This is a genomic window from Herbihabitans rhizosphaerae, from assembly GCF_004216555.1.
GTDB classification, from domain to species: Bacteria; Actinomycetota; Actinomycetes; order Mycobacteriales; family Pseudonocardiaceae; genus Herbihabitans; species Herbihabitans rhizosphaerae.
Genome location: NZ_SGWQ01000011.1, coordinates 178,307 through 191,553 on the forward strand (window position 1 = coordinate 178,307; position 13,247 = coordinate 191,553).

At 67.7% G+C, this 13,247-nt stretch carries 18 protein-coding genes; 9 read left to right on the forward strand and 9 right to left on the reverse strand.

The window, feature by feature from the left end; genetic code table 11:
- Nucleotides 1-2 precede the first annotated feature (2 nt).
- Nucleotides 3-404, reverse strand: a complete 402-nt coding sequence (locus tag EV193_RS33835; protein ID WP_207222815.1) for a hypothetical protein — start codon at nt 402-404, stop codon at nt 3-5.
- A 101-nt stretch (nt 405-505) separates the two neighbouring features.
- On the opposite strand from EV193_RS33835, the gene hutI reads away from it, so the two are divergent.
- The gene (gene hutI / locus EV193_RS26915; protein ID WP_207222816.1) at nt 506-1,681 is read left to right on the forward strand and encodes an imidazolonepropionase; all 1,176 of its coding nucleotides are present in this window, start codon (nt 506-508) and stop codon (nt 1,679-1,681) included.
- Here hutI and EV193_RS26920 read toward each other — a convergent pair.
- Complete coding sequence (locus tag EV193_RS26920; RefSeq protein ID WP_130347719.1) at nt 1,674-1,916, reverse strand: hypothetical protein; 243 nt, start codon at nt 1,914-1,916, stop codon at nt 1,674-1,676. The two genes, hutI and EV193_RS26920, sit on opposite strands and share 8 nt — an antisense overlap.
- A 115-nt stretch (nt 1,917-2,031) precedes the next feature.
- Here EV193_RS26920 and EV193_RS26925 point away from each other — a divergent pair, with 115 nt between their 5' ends.
- From EV193_RS26925 to EV193_RS26945, 5 genes are all read left to right on the forward strand, one after another.
- Nucleotides 2,032-2,892, forward strand: a complete 861-nt coding sequence (locus EV193_RS26925; RefSeq protein WP_242613697.1) for a helix-turn-helix domain-containing protein — start codon at nt 2,032-2,034, stop codon at nt 2,890-2,892.
- Between the two features lie 21 nt (nt 2,893-2,913).
- Nucleotides 2,914-3,114: a DUF397 domain-containing protein gene (locus tag EV193_RS26930; RefSeq protein ID WP_130347720.1), complete on the forward strand. Its 201-nt coding sequence runs from the start codon at nt 2,914-2,916 to the stop codon at nt 3,112-3,114.
- The gene (locus EV193_RS34505; protein WP_130347721.1) at nt 3,111-3,308 is read left to right on the forward strand and encodes a DUF397 domain-containing protein; all 198 of its coding nucleotides are present in this window, start codon (nt 3,111-3,113) and stop codon (nt 3,306-3,308) included. The genes EV193_RS26930 and EV193_RS34505 overlap by 4 nt, the downstream gene beginning before the upstream one ends.
- Before the next feature lie 178 nt (nt 3,309-3,486).
- Entirely contained in the window at nt 3,487-3,888 is a 402-nt protein-coding gene (locus EV193_RS26940; RefSeq protein WP_130347722.1) for a hypothetical protein, read from the forward strand.
- The gene (locus EV193_RS26945; protein WP_130347723.1) at nt 3,885-4,403 is read left to right on the forward strand and encodes a hypothetical protein; all 519 of its coding nucleotides are present in this window, start codon (nt 3,885-3,887) and stop codon (nt 4,401-4,403) included. The genes EV193_RS26940 and EV193_RS26945 overlap by 4 nt, the downstream gene beginning before the upstream one ends.
- Nucleotides 4,404-4,411: 8 nt before the next feature.
- Here the strand turns inward: EV193_RS26945 and EV193_RS26950 are convergent, their stop codons facing one another.
- Nucleotides 4,412-4,693, reverse strand: coding sequence for a contact-dependent growth inhibition system immunity protein (locus tag EV193_RS26950; protein WP_130347724.1), 282 nt, complete (start codon nt 4,691-4,693; stop codon nt 4,412-4,414).
- Nucleotides 4,694-4,849: 156 nt separating this feature from the next.
- Here EV193_RS26950 and EV193_RS26955 point away from each other — a divergent pair, with 156 nt between their 5' ends.
- The gene (locus EV193_RS26955) at nt 4,850-6,058 is read left to right on the forward strand and encodes a Fic family protein (RefSeq protein WP_207222817.1); all 1,209 of its coding nucleotides are present in this window, start codon (nt 4,850-4,852) and stop codon (nt 6,056-6,058) included.
- Between the two features lie 9 nt (nt 6,059-6,067).
- On the opposite strand, the gene EV193_RS26960 is transcribed toward EV193_RS26955, so the two are convergent.
- Nucleotides 6,068-6,607, reverse strand: a complete 540-nt coding sequence (locus EV193_RS26960) for a DUF1697 domain-containing protein (RefSeq protein WP_130347725.1) — start codon at nt 6,605-6,607, stop codon at nt 6,068-6,070.
- A gap of 45 nt (nt 6,608-6,652) precedes the next feature.
- Here EV193_RS26960 and EV193_RS26965 point away from each other — a divergent pair, with 45 nt between their 5' ends.
- Nucleotides 6,653-7,645, forward strand: a complete 993-nt coding sequence (locus EV193_RS26965) for an aldo/keto reductase (RefSeq protein ID WP_130347726.1) — start codon at nt 6,653-6,655, stop codon at nt 7,643-7,645.
- A 3-nt stretch (nt 7,646-7,648) separates the two neighbouring features.
- Here EV193_RS26965 and EV193_RS26970 read toward each other — a convergent pair whose 3' ends face one another.
- The 5 genes from EV193_RS26970 to EV193_RS26990 form a co-directional block, all read right to left on the reverse strand.
- Nucleotides 7,649-9,199, reverse strand: coding sequence for a hypothetical protein (locus EV193_RS26970; protein ID WP_130347727.1), 1,551 nt, complete (start codon nt 9,197-9,199; stop codon nt 7,649-7,651).
- Nucleotides 9,200-9,381: 182 nt separating this feature from the next.
- Nucleotides 9,382-9,954, reverse strand: a complete 573-nt coding sequence (locus EV193_RS26975; protein WP_130347728.1) for a Uma2 family endonuclease — start codon at nt 9,952-9,954, stop codon at nt 9,382-9,384.
- An 82-nt stretch (nt 9,955-10,036) separates the two neighbouring features.
- The gene (locus tag EV193_RS26980; protein ID WP_242613699.1) at nt 10,037-10,762 is read right to left on the reverse strand and encodes a GAF and ANTAR domain-containing protein; all 726 of its coding nucleotides are present in this window, start codon (nt 10,760-10,762) and stop codon (nt 10,037-10,039) included.
- A gap of 28 nt (nt 10,763-10,790) precedes the next feature.
- A complete protein-coding gene (locus tag EV193_RS26985; protein WP_130347730.1) occupies nt 10,791-11,534 on the reverse strand; it encodes a GAF and ANTAR domain-containing protein in 744 nt (247 codons plus the stop codon).
- Nucleotides 11,531-12,472: an acyl-CoA desaturase gene (locus tag EV193_RS26990; RefSeq protein ID WP_130347731.1), complete on the reverse strand. Its 942-nt coding sequence runs from the start codon at nt 12,470-12,472 to the stop codon at nt 11,531-11,533. Before EV193_RS26990 ends, EV193_RS26985 begins: the two co-directional genes overlap by 4 nt.
- A gap of 129 nt (nt 12,473-12,601) precedes the next feature.
- On the opposite strand from EV193_RS26990, the gene EV193_RS26995 reads away from it, so the two are divergent.
- A complete protein-coding gene (locus tag EV193_RS26995; protein WP_423202225.1) occupies nt 12,602-13,159 on the forward strand; it encodes a YflT domain-containing protein in 558 nt (185 codons plus the stop codon).
- Nucleotides 13,160-13,247: the final 88 nt, after the last annotated feature.

Genomic DNA, 13,247 nt, shown 5'->3' on the forward strand with positions numbered 1-13,247 from the left:
CGTCAGTCGTCGTCCCGTTCGTTGATCTCGTTGGTAAGCAGTGCGGTGATCTGGGCCATTCCCACGCTCATCGTCGAGAACCCGTGCTGCATGTCGACCCTCATCGCAGCGAACTCGCCGCGCAGGTCGATCTGGTCCTCGCGCAAAGCGTTGATCACCTCGGCGTGGGCCTTGAAGCCGGCTCGCATCTCGCGTCTGACCTCGGCGAACTCGTCGTTGACCTTGGCGAACCCGTCACGCATCTCGTGCCGGAGATCGACCTGGTCCTCGCGGAGCGCGTTGAGCACCGAGCGGTGCGCCCGGAGTTCGCTGCGGACTTCCGCGACGTCCCGGTCGGCGCCTTTGGCCAGATACAGCGCGGTGGCAGTGTCCTGGCGGAGCTGGTTCAGCTCGTCGTCGTTCATGTGGCGTCCCCTTTCATCGGCGGTGAACCTAGCCGAGGTGTGGCGACGCCGTCGGGAGTTATCCACAGGCCCCAGTATGGTCTGGACGGGTCGACGGCGCTATGAGTGAAGGACTGCCCGTGAGCGTGTTGATCACCGGTATCGGCGAGTTGACCACCAACGACGAGGAACTCGGCACGCTGCCGGACGCGGCGCTCGTGCTGGACGGCGACCGGGTCGTCTGGGTCGGGCCGGCACCGGCCGCGCCGGACGCCGACGAGCGGGTCGACGTCGAGGGGCGGGCCGTGCTCCCCGGCTGGGTGGACAGTCACACGCACCTGCTGTTCGCCGGCGATCGCACCGAGGAGTTCGGCGCGCGGATGGCCGGAAAGCCTTATGCGGCGGGGGGAATCGCGGTCACCATGGCCGCCACGCGCGCCGCGACGGACGACGAGCTGGCCGGCAACCTGCGCCGGCACGTGGCCGAGGCGGTGCGCCAGGGCACCACGTACCTGGAGACCAAGACGGGCTACGGGCTGACCGTCGCCGACGAGCTGCGTGCCGCCAAGATCGCCGCCGGGCACGCCGACGAGGTGACTTTCCTCGGCGCGCACCTCGTCCCGCCGGACACCGACGCGGCGTCCTACCTCGACCTGGTGTGCGGGGAGATGCTCGACGCGGTGGCGCCGCACGTGCGCTGGGCGGACGTGTTCTGCGAGACGGGGGCGTTCGACGCGGACGCCTCCCGTGCGGTTCTCCTTGCCGCGCAACGGAAGGGGCTGGGCCTGCGGGTGCACGGCAACCAGCTCGGCGAGGGCCCCGGGGTGGCGCTGGCGGTCGAGTTGGGCGCGGCCAGCGTGGACCACTGCACGTACCTCGCACCGTCCGATGTGGACGCGCTGGCCGGTTCGGACACGGTGGCGACCCTGCTGCCGGCGTGCGACCTGTCCACCCGGCAACCGCTGCCCGACGCGCGGGCGCTGCTGGACGCGGGCGCCACGGTGGCGCTGGCGTCCAACTGCAATCCCGGGTCGTCGTACACGTCCTCGATGGCCTACTGCGTCACGACCGCCGTGCTGCAGATGCGGATGAGTGTCACCGAGGCGGTGCGCGCCGCGACCTGGGGCGGTGCGCGGGCGCTGCGCAGGGAGACCGGCGACGGCGCGGTCGGCGTGCTGCGGCCGGGCGCACGGGCGGACGTGCACGTGCTCGACGCGCCGTCGGTGACGCACCTGGCCTACCGTCCCGGCGTGGCCCTGACCCACGCCGTGTGGCGGGCCGGACGGCGGGTCAGGTGACAGGAGTCCCGCTCAGGTCGTGCTCCGCCTGAGCGATCGCCTCATCCAGGGCTTGCCGATAGTCGGCGATGTGCGATCCGGAGAGTGTGGTTTGCTCGTCGTCCGGCCCGAAGAGTTCGATGGTGCCGCGCGACACGGTGATCGCGCATACGGCGAGGTCACCGCCGCCGTCCTCGCAGCGGACCAGCCATTCGCGCTTCGGGTTCTCCGGCTGAATCCTCGACATGCCGTCCATGGGTTCCTCCCTTAGTCTGCTCTACAGCAGTTGCAAGTTTGAGCCCTGGAGGCGCTACTCTGCAACTGCGAACTAGCAGTACACCCGAACGGGCGAGTGACGCGGAGGTAGTGCGATGGCGATGACACCCACAGTGCGCCTGAAGTTCCTGTCCATCTACATGCGCGAGGCCAGGCTGAAGGCCGGTGTCACCACCAAGGAGGTCGCCAAGCTGCTCGGCCGCGACACCACGCGGGTGGCCAAGTTCGAGCGCGGCAAGGAAGGGCTGACGCCGGGCGACGCCAAGATGCTGCTCGACCACTACGACGTGCACTCCGAGCAGGAGAAGGCTGAGATCGTGGAGCTGGCCCGCACGCGGTCACAGCGCGGCCGCTGGATCGGCCACCGTGCTGTGATTCCCACCGAGCAGCGCGCCTTCTATGACTTCGAGACCGACGCCAATCTCATCCAGCACTACGGCAACGAACTCGTCCCCGGCCTGCTCCAGACCGAGGACTACATCCGCGCACTGTTGATCGATGAGCCACGAGTCGATCCAGGGAGCATTGACGATGTAGTCGCCATGCGGCTGGAGCGCCAGCGCCTGCTCTACCGCGCCGAGGCGGCCGAGGCCGCGTTCGTGCTCAGCGAGAGTTGCTTGCGTCGCAAAATCGGTGGCAACAAGATCATGCACGAGCAGATGCAGCATCTCGCAATGTTGGCCCGGCGGCCGAACGCACAGATCCAGGTACTACCGTTCAACTCGTCCGGCCGTGCCAGCACCTTCGGCTTCACGATGTTGCGAATTCCGGCACCGACGGCGTCCGCTCCACCGTTGGACATGGTTTACGTGGAGAACCTGCACGACGCTGACTACCTCGATGACTTGGATGCCGTCGCCGACTATGCAGCTCTCTGGCGCAACTTGACTGCCAGCGCGCGCAGCCCGGAGTCATCCCGCAGGTTTATCCTGGAGGTCGCCCGCGGATACGCCTGAACTCGCCAAGGAGCAATTGCTATGACTGTCATCCGGCCGGACTTCGCGTCGGCCACGTTCAAGACGTCGACGTTCACTGAGGCCAACGGCACGTGCGTGGAGGTAGCCGTGGTGCCGGGGTTCGCGGCGGTGCGGGACACCAAGCATCGCGCGGGCGGCCACCTGTCCGTGCCCGCGCCCGCGTTCGCCGACCTGCTGAGCAGCGTGCGAGCCGAGCGATGATTGCCACTCCGGATTTCGGTGCCGCCCGGTTCAAGACGTCGAGCTTCTCCGAAGGCACTGGCACGTGTGTCGAAGTGGCGGTAGTGCCGGGGTTCGCGGCGGTGCGGGACACCAAGCACCGCGCCGGCGGTCACCTCACCCTGGCCGCGCCCGCGTTCGACACGTTGGTCCGGCGGGTGACTGTCAGGTTCTGAACGGCTGATCGGCCGACCGAGGGTTGTTGCTCACCCGCTCGGCGTAACTTTTCGTGTTGACCTTGCTTCGCTGTGTGATCTGCTCCACGGTTGACTCAGCTGTCACTGGGGAGTGGGGTCGATGGATGCGGGGCATAGATCCTTTACGCGATATCTGGTCTTGTGCGCGGCGGTCACCGTGACCGTGCCACTCACCTCTTCGTGTCAACCGCTCGAGCCGACCGTCAAGGCATGCGATCTGTCGGTCGATAAACCACATGTATCGAGCGGTTTGAAGAAGAAGGGCATCCTCGGTGTGGATGCCAAGGTGAGAGTGGAGTGCGACGTCGCGCCGGAGTCGCATATTGTCACGATTCAGTTGAAACGAGAGGTTTCGCACCGCTGGGTCGTGCTGGAGACTGTCGAGGACAGTCGGCTGCCACGGCCGGGAAAGAGAGAGACCTACCAGATCAACTACGCCGGTTGCGTGCCTGGAGCGTGGCGCGCGATCGCGCAGGCGCGAGGTTCCCTTCGAGGCAAGGCTTTCAACTTCGCAGCCGAAAGCGATGCCTCGATAGGCAAGGAAGAGTGCACGCTGTGACCGGTGATGGCGAGGGTGAGCACGCCGGCCTTCCCGAGGGGTTTCTGGGACCGGACGGCTTTCCGCTCAGCCTTGCCCGATTTCGCGCCGAGGTGGTCGCGCGTGGCGGTGCGATCACCGGTGTCGACCTCCGGTGGGTAGTGAGTCATCCCGATCCCGGCATTCTGGATATCGTGATCTCCGTCGACGAACACGGGGATGCGATCATCGACGCCGGTGGTGAGGTTTCCCTGGATCTGCACTGCCAGGAACGATGGTGGCAGTCGCCGTCCGCGGACCGCGATTGGTCGCACATCGAGGACGCGTTGCTCGGCTATCTGAATGGGGGATACACCGAGGTGTACTCCTTCAACGCCGAGGGCGAACGAATCCGCGTCGATTTTCTCCTCGAGTATCCCGAGGAGAGCCCGGACGCCCGCGAAAGCGGTGGATACGCCGACCCCGCCGTGTCACCGGACCGGCGTGAGGTGTCGCGCACGGTGCGGTGGAAGTATCCGGCGTGGCCGGCCGAATAGATTGCGTTTCAGTCGGCCGTGCGGGCGAGGAATCGGTGCACCGCCGAGCGCACGGACTGCCGGGGATCGGTGTTGCGCTCGGCCAGGTCTCGCAGGTCGGCCAGCAGGTCCGGATGATCACGCAGGAAGTCCGTCGGCACGTCGAGCACATCGATCAGGAGCGCGGCGTCGTAGCCGTCGGAGTGGATGATCGGGCTGCGGCGCAGCACCCGCGTGGCTGCCGGCAGCACCTCGTCGAGTCGAATCCGTTGTGTCACAAGGGATCGCAGCTCCTCAACCGTCAGTTCCATCAACCCTCCAGCATCGCGGCGAGCTTGGTGACCGTGTACCCGGGGCGTAGCGGTCGCATCCGAGCTACGGCAAACCGCTAGCGTCAACCGTCGGCAGTCGATGTTAGCCGCAAGTGTTAGCGTCACTTGTAGCATAAATGATGCTAGTGTGGTGACGTGGCGTCAGAATCGGGAGTCGAAGACCGAGGTGCCTGGCCGGCGCTGACGTGGGAGTCGCGCGATTGGGTGTCGACGATCCCTCGTGACCTCATGTCGCGGTCGGTTCGCGAGCGGCACTCCGGCCCGTATCGCGCCGCCGTGACGCCGCCAATCGCCGAGGTCGTACCGGTACTGCCGTCAGGTGTCATGTCGATGGCGGACGACGCATCGATCGAGATCGCGCACTTCGACGCGGAACTGGGTGCCGAGATCGCCCCCTTCGGCGCGATCCTGCTCCGCTCAGAATCGGCGTCGTCGTCGCAGATTGAGAACCTCACGTCGAGTGCGAAGTCCATCGCGCTCGCCGAACTCGGCAGCCGCGGCAAACGAAACGCGACCGAAATCCTGGCAAATGTGCGAGCCATGCAGGCGGCGATCGATCTTTCCGACCGACTCGATAAGGACGCCATTGTCGCGATGCACGATGCGCTGCTCGGCGCACATTATCCGAACCTCGTCGGTGGCTGGCGAACCGACCAGGTATGGATCGGCGGCAGTGGTTTCGGTCCGCACCAATCGGATTTCGTGGCACCCCACCCTGAGCGGGTCGCGGAGGCTATGGACGATCTCATCCGCTTCGTCAAACGAAGTGACGTTCCGACGCTGGTGCACGCAGCCCTGGCGCACGCGCAATTCGAGACCATTCATCCTTTTCCTGACGGAAATGGTAGAACCGGGCGAGCGCTGATTCATTCCATGTTGCGCGCGAGAGGCTTGACCAGAAACGTCGCGGTTCCCGTGTCGGCTGGGCTGCTCTCCGATACGCGATCATACTTTGATGCGTTGAACGCCTTTCGGAGCGGAGATCCTGGACGTATTGTCACGATGCTCGCCGAGGCGTCTTTCACGGCGATCGTCAACGGCCGGCAGCTCGTCGCCGACCTGCGAGAGGCGCGTGAGCGGTGGAGTGACGCGATCACCGCGCGTCGCGACTCCGTGGTGTGGCGGATCGCGGACCTGCTGTTGCGGCAGCCGGTCATCGACGCGCCGACTGCGCGACGAGAGACCGGCGCACCGTCCGCGAACACCGCACGGGCGATCCGACAGCTCGCCGATGCCGGTGTCATCACCGAGTTCGGCAATCGCAAACGCGACCGGCTGTGGCAGTCGACTGAGGTGCTCTCGGCGTTGGACGCCTTCGCCGAGCGAGCTAGCAGGCGACGGTGAGCTTGGTGATCAGCCCTCCAGCATGGCAGCGAGCTTGGTGACCGTGTTCCAGTTGCGGTTGGACACCACCACGTCCAGCTTCTTCTCCACGAACGCGGTCACGCCGGGCGCGGCCATGATCCCGTCCGGGCACCATTGATAGACCACCCGGTCACCGAGGAACACGTTGCCGGTATCGAGTTCGCGAGGATCGTGGCGCGCCAACAGGTTCTGGTCGATCGGGTGATCGAGGAACAGCGCGAGATACCGTGATCCGTTGATCTCCTTGCCGCGCATCGGGTCGGCGTCGATCACCGCGCGCAGCTCCGCCGCGGTGCGCACCAGACACCGGATGCGCAGGCCGAGCCGCTCGGTGATCGCGCCCTCGATCTCGGCGGCGATCTCCGCCGGCGTGCGCTCACCGGTCGTGAACACCGCGTTGCCGCTGCGCAGCAGTGTCGCCACGTCGGTGAACCCCAGGCCGCTCAGCAGCTCCCGCAGATCCGCCATGGCGATCTGGTTGTTCTTGCCGACGTTGATCCCGCGCAGCAGCGCGACGTACGTGACCACGCAGGCAGCGTAGCTGGAGCCACTCCACGGTTAGGGTGGGAAGACATGGAGTACACCCACCTCGGCCGCAGCGGCCTGTCCGTGTCCCGGCTCGTGCTCGGTACCATGAACTTCGGTCCGGAGACGTCCGAACAGGACAGTCACACGATCATGGATCGCGCGCACGAGCACGGCATCAACTTCTTCGACACCGCCAACGTCTACGGCTGGCGCAAGGGCGAAGGCGTCACCGAGCAGATCATCGGGCGCTGGTTCGCCAAGGGCGACGGGCGGCGCGAGAAGACCGTGCTCGCCACCAAGCTCTACGGCAGCATGAGCGACTGGCCGAACGACACCTTCCTGTCCGCGCTGAACATCCAGCGCGCCTGCGAGGAGTCGCTCAAGCGCCTGCGGACCGACCACATCGACCTGTACCAGATGCACCACGTCGACCGGAACACGCCGTGGGACGAGATCTGGGAGGCGTTCAGCGTCCTTCGCCAGCAGGGCAAGGTGCTGTACTTCGGCTCGTCCAACTTCGCCGGCTGGCACCTCGCCCAGGCCCAGGAGGCCGCCAGGAGCAGGCACTTCCTCGGCCTGGTCAGCGAGCAGTCGATCTACAACCTGATGACTCGCTGGATCGAGCTGGAGGTGCTGCCGGCCGCGCGGCACTACGGGTTGGGCGTGATCCCGTGGTCGCCGCTGCACGGCGGCGCGCTCGCCGGCCTGCTGCGCAAACAGCGTGAGGGCACCGCCTCGCGCGGCCTCGGCGACCGTCCGTCCGAGGCACTGGCCAAGCACGGCGAGGCGATCGAGGCCTACGAGAAGCTGTGCGCGGACATCGGCGAGGACCCGGCGAACGTCGGGTTGGCCTGGCTGCTCGCGCAGGAGGGCGTCACCGGTCCGATCATCGGGCCGCGCACCGCCGAGCAGCTCGACAACTCCCTGCGCGCGCTGGAGATCACGCTCGACCAGGACACGCTGGCCACGTTGGACGAGCTGTTCCCGCCGCCCGCGCCGAACGGGTCCAAGCCCGCGCCGGAGGCCTACGCCTGGTGACGGTCACCAACCTCGGCTGAACGCCAGCACGCTGGAGATCACGTCCGGATCGTTGTCGAAGTCGCCGTGCCGCACGGCTCTCGCGGTCATGCCCTCCACGGTGGACTGGCACGGTGATCGCACCAGCCGGCCGTCGGCGCCGAGGAATTCGCGCACGACGGCCAGCTCCGGCGTGTCGTCGCGCGCGCTCAGGTGACGCTCGAGCCCGACAATAGGTAGGACGGCGGAAGAGTGCCCGTCGTGTTCGAGAGCACCGCTTACAAGGTAGAGCAGTGATCTCGGATACGCGGGGCCACCCACGCGGTCGTCGCGCTCGTGCTGGTCGTCCATGGTGAACATGCGGAACCCGCTGATCAGCGGGCGCGCGGCGGTCAGCGCCTCGGCGAAGTGCGCGTGGGTGTTGGCCGGCGCGAGGAACGCGACCCGGAAGGACAGCCCGTCCGGCCAGGTGCGGCCGCCGGTGGCGACCTCGCGCAGCAGGTTGTCGATGAACACCGCGCCGGTGCTGTGCCCGACCAGCGTGATCGTCTTCGGTCGGCCGTCGAGGCGTTCGGCGAGCCGGTCCAGGAAGTAGCGGCCGGCGCGCACCTCGCCGTCGGCCTTCGCGAAGGTGTCCGCCGTGTCGCGCTTCATCGTGGACCACACGGTCGCGCCGATCGCGCCGAGGTAGAACTCGCGCAGCACCTCCTCGACCACCGTGGGGTACAGGCCGTGATCGCGGTCGGTGCGGTACCGGTCCACGACTCTGGCGAGGATCGCCACCCCGTGCCTGGCCAGGTTGATCATGTTGATCAGGCCGAGCCCGGCGACGGCCGGCTCGCCGGCCCGCGGGGTGGTGATGTCGGCCAGCGTGGACGCGTCCATGCGCGGGGGCTGGGCGGCGATCACCCGCACGGCGGCCGGGTTCGCGAGTTGCTTCTCCACCGCCTCGGCCGCCGCCATGCGCAGCTCCTCGTCGCCGGCCAGCACCTCGGCGAACCGGCGCTCCTCGGCCGCGCTGATCGCCCGGGGGCGGCGTGTCGGGTGCACCCCGGCGAACGGTTCGACCGATGAGCGGATGCCGGGTTCCCTTGCCGCACTTGGGCTTGTGACACTGGGGCTTACCGCACTGGGGAAGGCGGCGGCCAGCTCGTCCTCGACCTCGGACAGCCGGGGGAGCGGGACACGGCCCGAGGCGGTCGCGCGCACGCCGAGCGTGACACCGATCTTGCGGGTCGCGAACTGGGTCACCCTGGCGATGATCCGGCGGAAGAACTCCTGCCCTGCCAGCTCACCGAGAGCCCGCTCGGCGAGTTCGGGCAGGTTGTTGCCGACCGTCTCGGTGAGCCCGCTGTGCCACACGAAGAACACCGGCTCGACGCCCCCGGCGGTGTACGCGCCGTGCAGCCGGTGTGCCAGGGCCAGCCCGACCGGCGTGGCCACGAGACCGCCGTGGAAGTGCAGCAATGGACGTTCGGCGGCACACACCCGGTCCACGATCGCGTCGATCGTGGCGGTTGTCGTCGCGCCGGCGAGCCGCCCGTCGCCGGCGGACTCGATGATGCCGGGCACCATGGTGTCCCCCTCTCACGGTCCAACATTCCGTGATCGGGGTGGCGCCCGCGGCCGTTAGCTCAGAAGGTGCCGCCCTCGCGAGTGTGTTGGTGTACCGCGTTCAACACGACCAGGCCGACCACCGCGACCACCAGCACGCCGAGGAAGATCCACAGAAAGGGTCACGACTCGACCGTAGACGATCAGCCGGTCAGCTCGTCCAGGTCGAGCGCCAACGCGAACGGGTCGGACACGGTCAGCTCACCAGTGTCCGCGCCTGTCGCGACGTAGACCCGCGTTGTCTCGTCGAGGCGGTACCGGAACAGTGTCGGCGCGCTGGAATCCAGCTCCACCCGCCAGAAATGAGGAACTCCCGCCATGGCGTACTCGGCCGGCTTGTCGGTTTGGTCGGTGATGACCGACCCCGGAGACATCACCTCGACCACGAGTGAACAATGTTCGGCGCGCAGAGTGGCGTCGTTCGGGAGGTCGCCGTCGAACACGACGATGTCCGGCCGGCGGTTCAGCAGTGGGATGTCGCGCAACCGAAGGTCGACATCGACGCTGACGCCGTATCGAGGCCTCGCCGCCGCGCGGAGCGCGTGCGCGAACTCGAACGCGAAGGTCTGGTGCAGCCGGCTGGGCGAGGGGCTCACAACGATGTTCCCGTCAACGATCTCGATCTGGCGGCAGACGTCTTCGGGTAGCGCGTCGTAATCGTCCGCCGTGAGCCCGCCGGGTGGCGCGATCATCCACTCGGGCAAGGTCGCCGTCATCGCCACACCTCCGTCGTTGCGTTGGCCTCCGCACCAAGCTTAACGACCGTGGGGGCGATCTGTCGTTCTCGAGAGCGAGGACTCACGTGCCACGCAAGGCCTCGGCGTCGACCGTCCCGTCGATGATTCGCGCGGCGACCTCGCCGAGCCGGCGCTGGTTCGCGCGGGCGTAGCGGCGCATGGCGTGGAACGACTCGTCCATCGACAGACCGGTGCGCTCGGCGAGCACGCCCTTCGCCTGCTCGAGGAGCACCCGGCTGCTCAGCGCCGCCTGGAGCTGTTCGGCCAGCTGCTCACTCGCGGCGATGGAGCGCTCCTGCATCAGCCCGACCGTGGCGACGTGGGCCATCGCCTGGCCGATCCAGAGGTCCGACTCGGTCAGCGGACCGGGCCGGCTGCGGAACAGGTTCAACACGCCGATGGTGTCGCCGTGCAGCCGCATCGGCAGCGCCTGTGCGGAGCTGAACCCCAGTTCCCGCATGCGTTTGGTGAAGACCGGCCAGGTCGCCAGCATCGCGTCCAGGTCGGCGCGCGCGACGGGTGCGCCGGAGTGGAAGCAGTCGAGGCACGGGCCTTCGTTGCGCTGCAGCTCGTACAGCTCCAGCAGCCGGGCCTCCTCGGTGGACGACGCCATCACGCGCAGGCTGCCACGCTGGTCGGCGAGCATGATCCCGGCGGCGTTCGCGTCCAGCAGCTCCGTGCTGCGGGTGGCCAGGGTGTGTAGCAGGTCGATCACGTCGAAGTCGGCCACCAGTGTGTCGGCCAGGTCCACGAACGTCCTCGCCAGAAGATGTTCTCGACTCGTCACCAGCGCACGCCCTCGACTCGGGATGCCATCACGGATCGCCAGAAGCGCCGGTATCGCTGTCGTCGAAGCGGATTCGGCGGTCAACGACATCGACGGCGACCTCTGACACCGTACGACTCGTAGCGTACGCGTGTGCGCGCAGCCGCAGCAGCGCCTCGGCCATCTCGACGTCGAGCTGGATCGTGATCATCCCGGTCGCCTGGTGCACCTGGGCCCGGTTGTCGATCGGCTCGGTCAGCGCGGCCGGTGCGAGGCCGGCGCCGCTGTCGGCCTGCAGGTACAGCACCACGACCGTGGCCGCGTCGGCGAACGCCAGCGCCTCGGCCAGGTCCTCGGCGGACAGCCAACCGGGAACATCGCGGTAGAGGTCCAGGATCCCGACCCGGATGGCGCCGACCCGCAGTGGGAACGCGAAGATCGCGCGCACCCCGGCCTCCAACACCGCGGCGCCGAAAGCCGGCCATCGGGTCGGCCCGGACGACCCGAGGTCGGGCTCCAGCACGGCCCGACCATTGCGGGACGCCTCGACGCACGGGCCCTCGCCGAGGCTGAACTGCAGCTCCTCCAGTTTCCGTGCCCGGTCGTCGGTCGCCGCGAGCACCACACCGCTCGGGCCCTCGTCGGTCATCAACGCCAGCGCGACGCCGGCGACCGGCAGCGCGGTCAGGCCCTGTGCGCAGAGCCTGACCAGCAGCGGCCGGTCGTCTTCCGTATCTGTGATCAGCGACAGGATCTCGGCGACTCGGCGATCGTGTGCCGCCGCCGTGGTCATGTTCGTGCCGAGATCCGAGCCAGCCGGTCGGGGGTGGTCCAGCGGACGTCGGACACCCAGCCAAGCTTCTCGAAGATCCAGATCACTCGGGCGGAGATGTCGATCTGGCCGCGCAGTACGCCGTGGCGGGCGCACGTCGGGTCGGCGTGGTGGGAGTTGTGCCACGACTCGCCCATGGACAGGATCGCCAGCGGCCAGAAGTTCGCGGCCTTGTCCCGGCTGGCGAACGGCCGGTGGCCGATCATGTGGCAGATCGAGTTGATCGACCAGGTCACGTGATGCAGGAAGGACACTCGCACCAGGCTGGCCCAGAAGAACGCGGTGAGCGCGCCCCACCAGGACCACGTGATCAACCCGCCGAGCACGGCCGGCATACCGAGGCTGAGCACCATCCACAGCGGGAACAGCCGGTCGATGAGTCGCAGGTCGCGGTCGGCGAGCAGGTCCGGCGCGAACCGCTCGGCGTTGCTGCTCACCCGCTCGAACAGCCAGCCCATGTGCGCGTGCCAGAACCCCTTGGCCAGGGCGACCGGCCCGGTGCCGTAGCGCCACGGCGAGTGCGGGTCGCCCTCCCGGTCGGAGAACGCGTGGTGCCGGCGGTGGTCGGCGACCCAGGGGATCACCGGGCCCTGGGCGGCCAGACCACCGGCGATCGCCAGTGCGATGCGCAGGCCGCGCTTGGCCTTGAACGCGCGGTGCGTGAAGTAGCGGTGGTAGCCGACGGTCACGCCGAGGCAGGCCACGGTGTAGAAGCCGGCGGCCAGGGCGAGGTCGGTCCAGCCGAGCCCCCAGCCCCAGGCGATCGGCACGGCCGCGATCAGCGCGGCGAACGGGATGAGTACGAACGTCTTGACCAGGATCTGCTCGCGGACCGAGCGACCGGGCACGATCAGCGGCTTCGGTTCAGGACGACGCGCTGGATCGAGTACGGCGGTCATAGGTGCCCCCTCCGGGGGTAGTCGTCACGCCGGGGGCTGGGGCACTTGTCCTCCATCGTACCCGCCGCGTTTCGGTCGCGCGTCTGAGAAATCGCCGTGATTCCCAGAAATTCGGAACTATTCACCAGGATGAGATGTTGGGCAGGGTGTAGGACTTTCTCACCCGAAAGGGGGCGGACATTGACATCGACATTTTCGAACGGACGGCGTGAAACCGCGCTCCCGACCTTGCCGGACGGTTGGCCGATCGGCTCGTACGACACATACCAGCAGGCCCAGCGCGCGGTGGACCACCTCGCGCACAGCGACTTCCCGGTGCGCGGCCTGGCCATCGTCGGCGTCGGCCCGATGCTGGTCGAACGGGTGGACGGACGGCTGACCCGGCGGCGCGTGGTCGGCGCGGCCGCGCTGTCGGGCGCCTGGCTCGGCCTGTTCCTCGGGCTGATGTTGAGCCTGCTCACACCAGGTGCCGGTGTCACGACCATCCTGGCCGGGATGATCATCGGTATGGGGCTCACGGCTGCCATGGCCGCCGCTCGTTACGCCGGCGCGCGCGGACGGCACGACTTCGTGTCGCACAGCCAACTGGTCGCGCACCAGTACGACGTGCTGGCCCCGCCACCGGTGTCGGAGCGCGGACGCGATCTGCTGGCCATGCTGTCCATGAAGGGCCCTCAGGCCGGCTGACAATCGCGGCGAAGGTCGTACAGAAATCAATTGGACGCCGATCTTGCCGAATTAGGTGTAGACTGAAATTACCGAGAATATTTCGTAC

Bases quoted from the DNA above. Each gene is read 5' to 3' on its own strand.
- EV193_RS26930 (WP_130347720.1), top strand. From the start codon at position 2,914: ATGACTGTCATCCGGCCGGACTTCGCGTCGGCCACGTTCAAGACGTCG.
- EV193_RS26995 (WP_423202225.1), top strand. From the start codon at position 12,602: ATGAGATGTTGGGCAGGGTGTAGGACTTTCTCACCCGAAAGGGGGCGG.
- EV193_RS26970 (WP_130347727.1), bottom strand. From the start codon at position 9,199: ATGGTGCCCGGCATCATCGAGTCCGCCGGCGACGGGCGGCTCGCCGGC.
- EV193_RS26975 (WP_130347728.1), bottom strand. From the start codon at position 9,954: ATGACGGCGACCTTGCCCGAGTGGATGATCGCGCCACCCGGCGGGCTC.
- EV193_RS26925 (WP_242613697.1), top strand. From the start codon at position 2,032: ATGGCGATGACACCCACAGTGCGCCTGAAGTTCCTGTCCATCTACATG.
- EV193_RS26990 (WP_130347731.1), bottom strand. From the start codon at position 12,472: ATGACCGCCGTACTCGATCCAGCGCGTCGTCCTGAACCGAAGCCGCTG.
- EV193_RS33835 (WP_207222815.1), bottom strand. From the start codon at position 404: ATGAACGACGACGAGCTGAACCAGCTCCGCCAGGACACTGCCACCGCG.
- hutI (WP_207222816.1), top strand. From the start codon at position 506: ATGAGTGAAGGACTGCCCGTGAGCGTGTTGATCACCGGTATCGGCGAG.
- EV193_RS26965 (WP_130347726.1), top strand. From the start codon at position 6,653: ATGGAGTACACCCACCTCGGCCGCAGCGGCCTGTCCGTGTCCCGGCTC.
- EV193_RS26920 (WP_130347719.1), bottom strand. From the start codon at position 1,916: ATGGACGGCATGTCGAGGATTCAGCCGGAGAACCCGAAGCGCGAATGG.
- EV193_RS26985 (WP_130347730.1), bottom strand. From the start codon at position 11,534: ATGACCACGGCGGCGGCACACGATCGCCGAGTCGCCGAGATCCTGTCG.
- EV193_RS34505 (WP_130347721.1), top strand. From the start codon at position 3,111: ATGATTGCCACTCCGGATTTCGGTGCCGCCCGGTTCAAGACGTCGAGC.
- EV193_RS26950 (WP_130347724.1), bottom strand. From the start codon at position 4,693: ATGGAACTGACGGTTGAGGAGCTGCGATCCCTTGTGACACAACGGATT.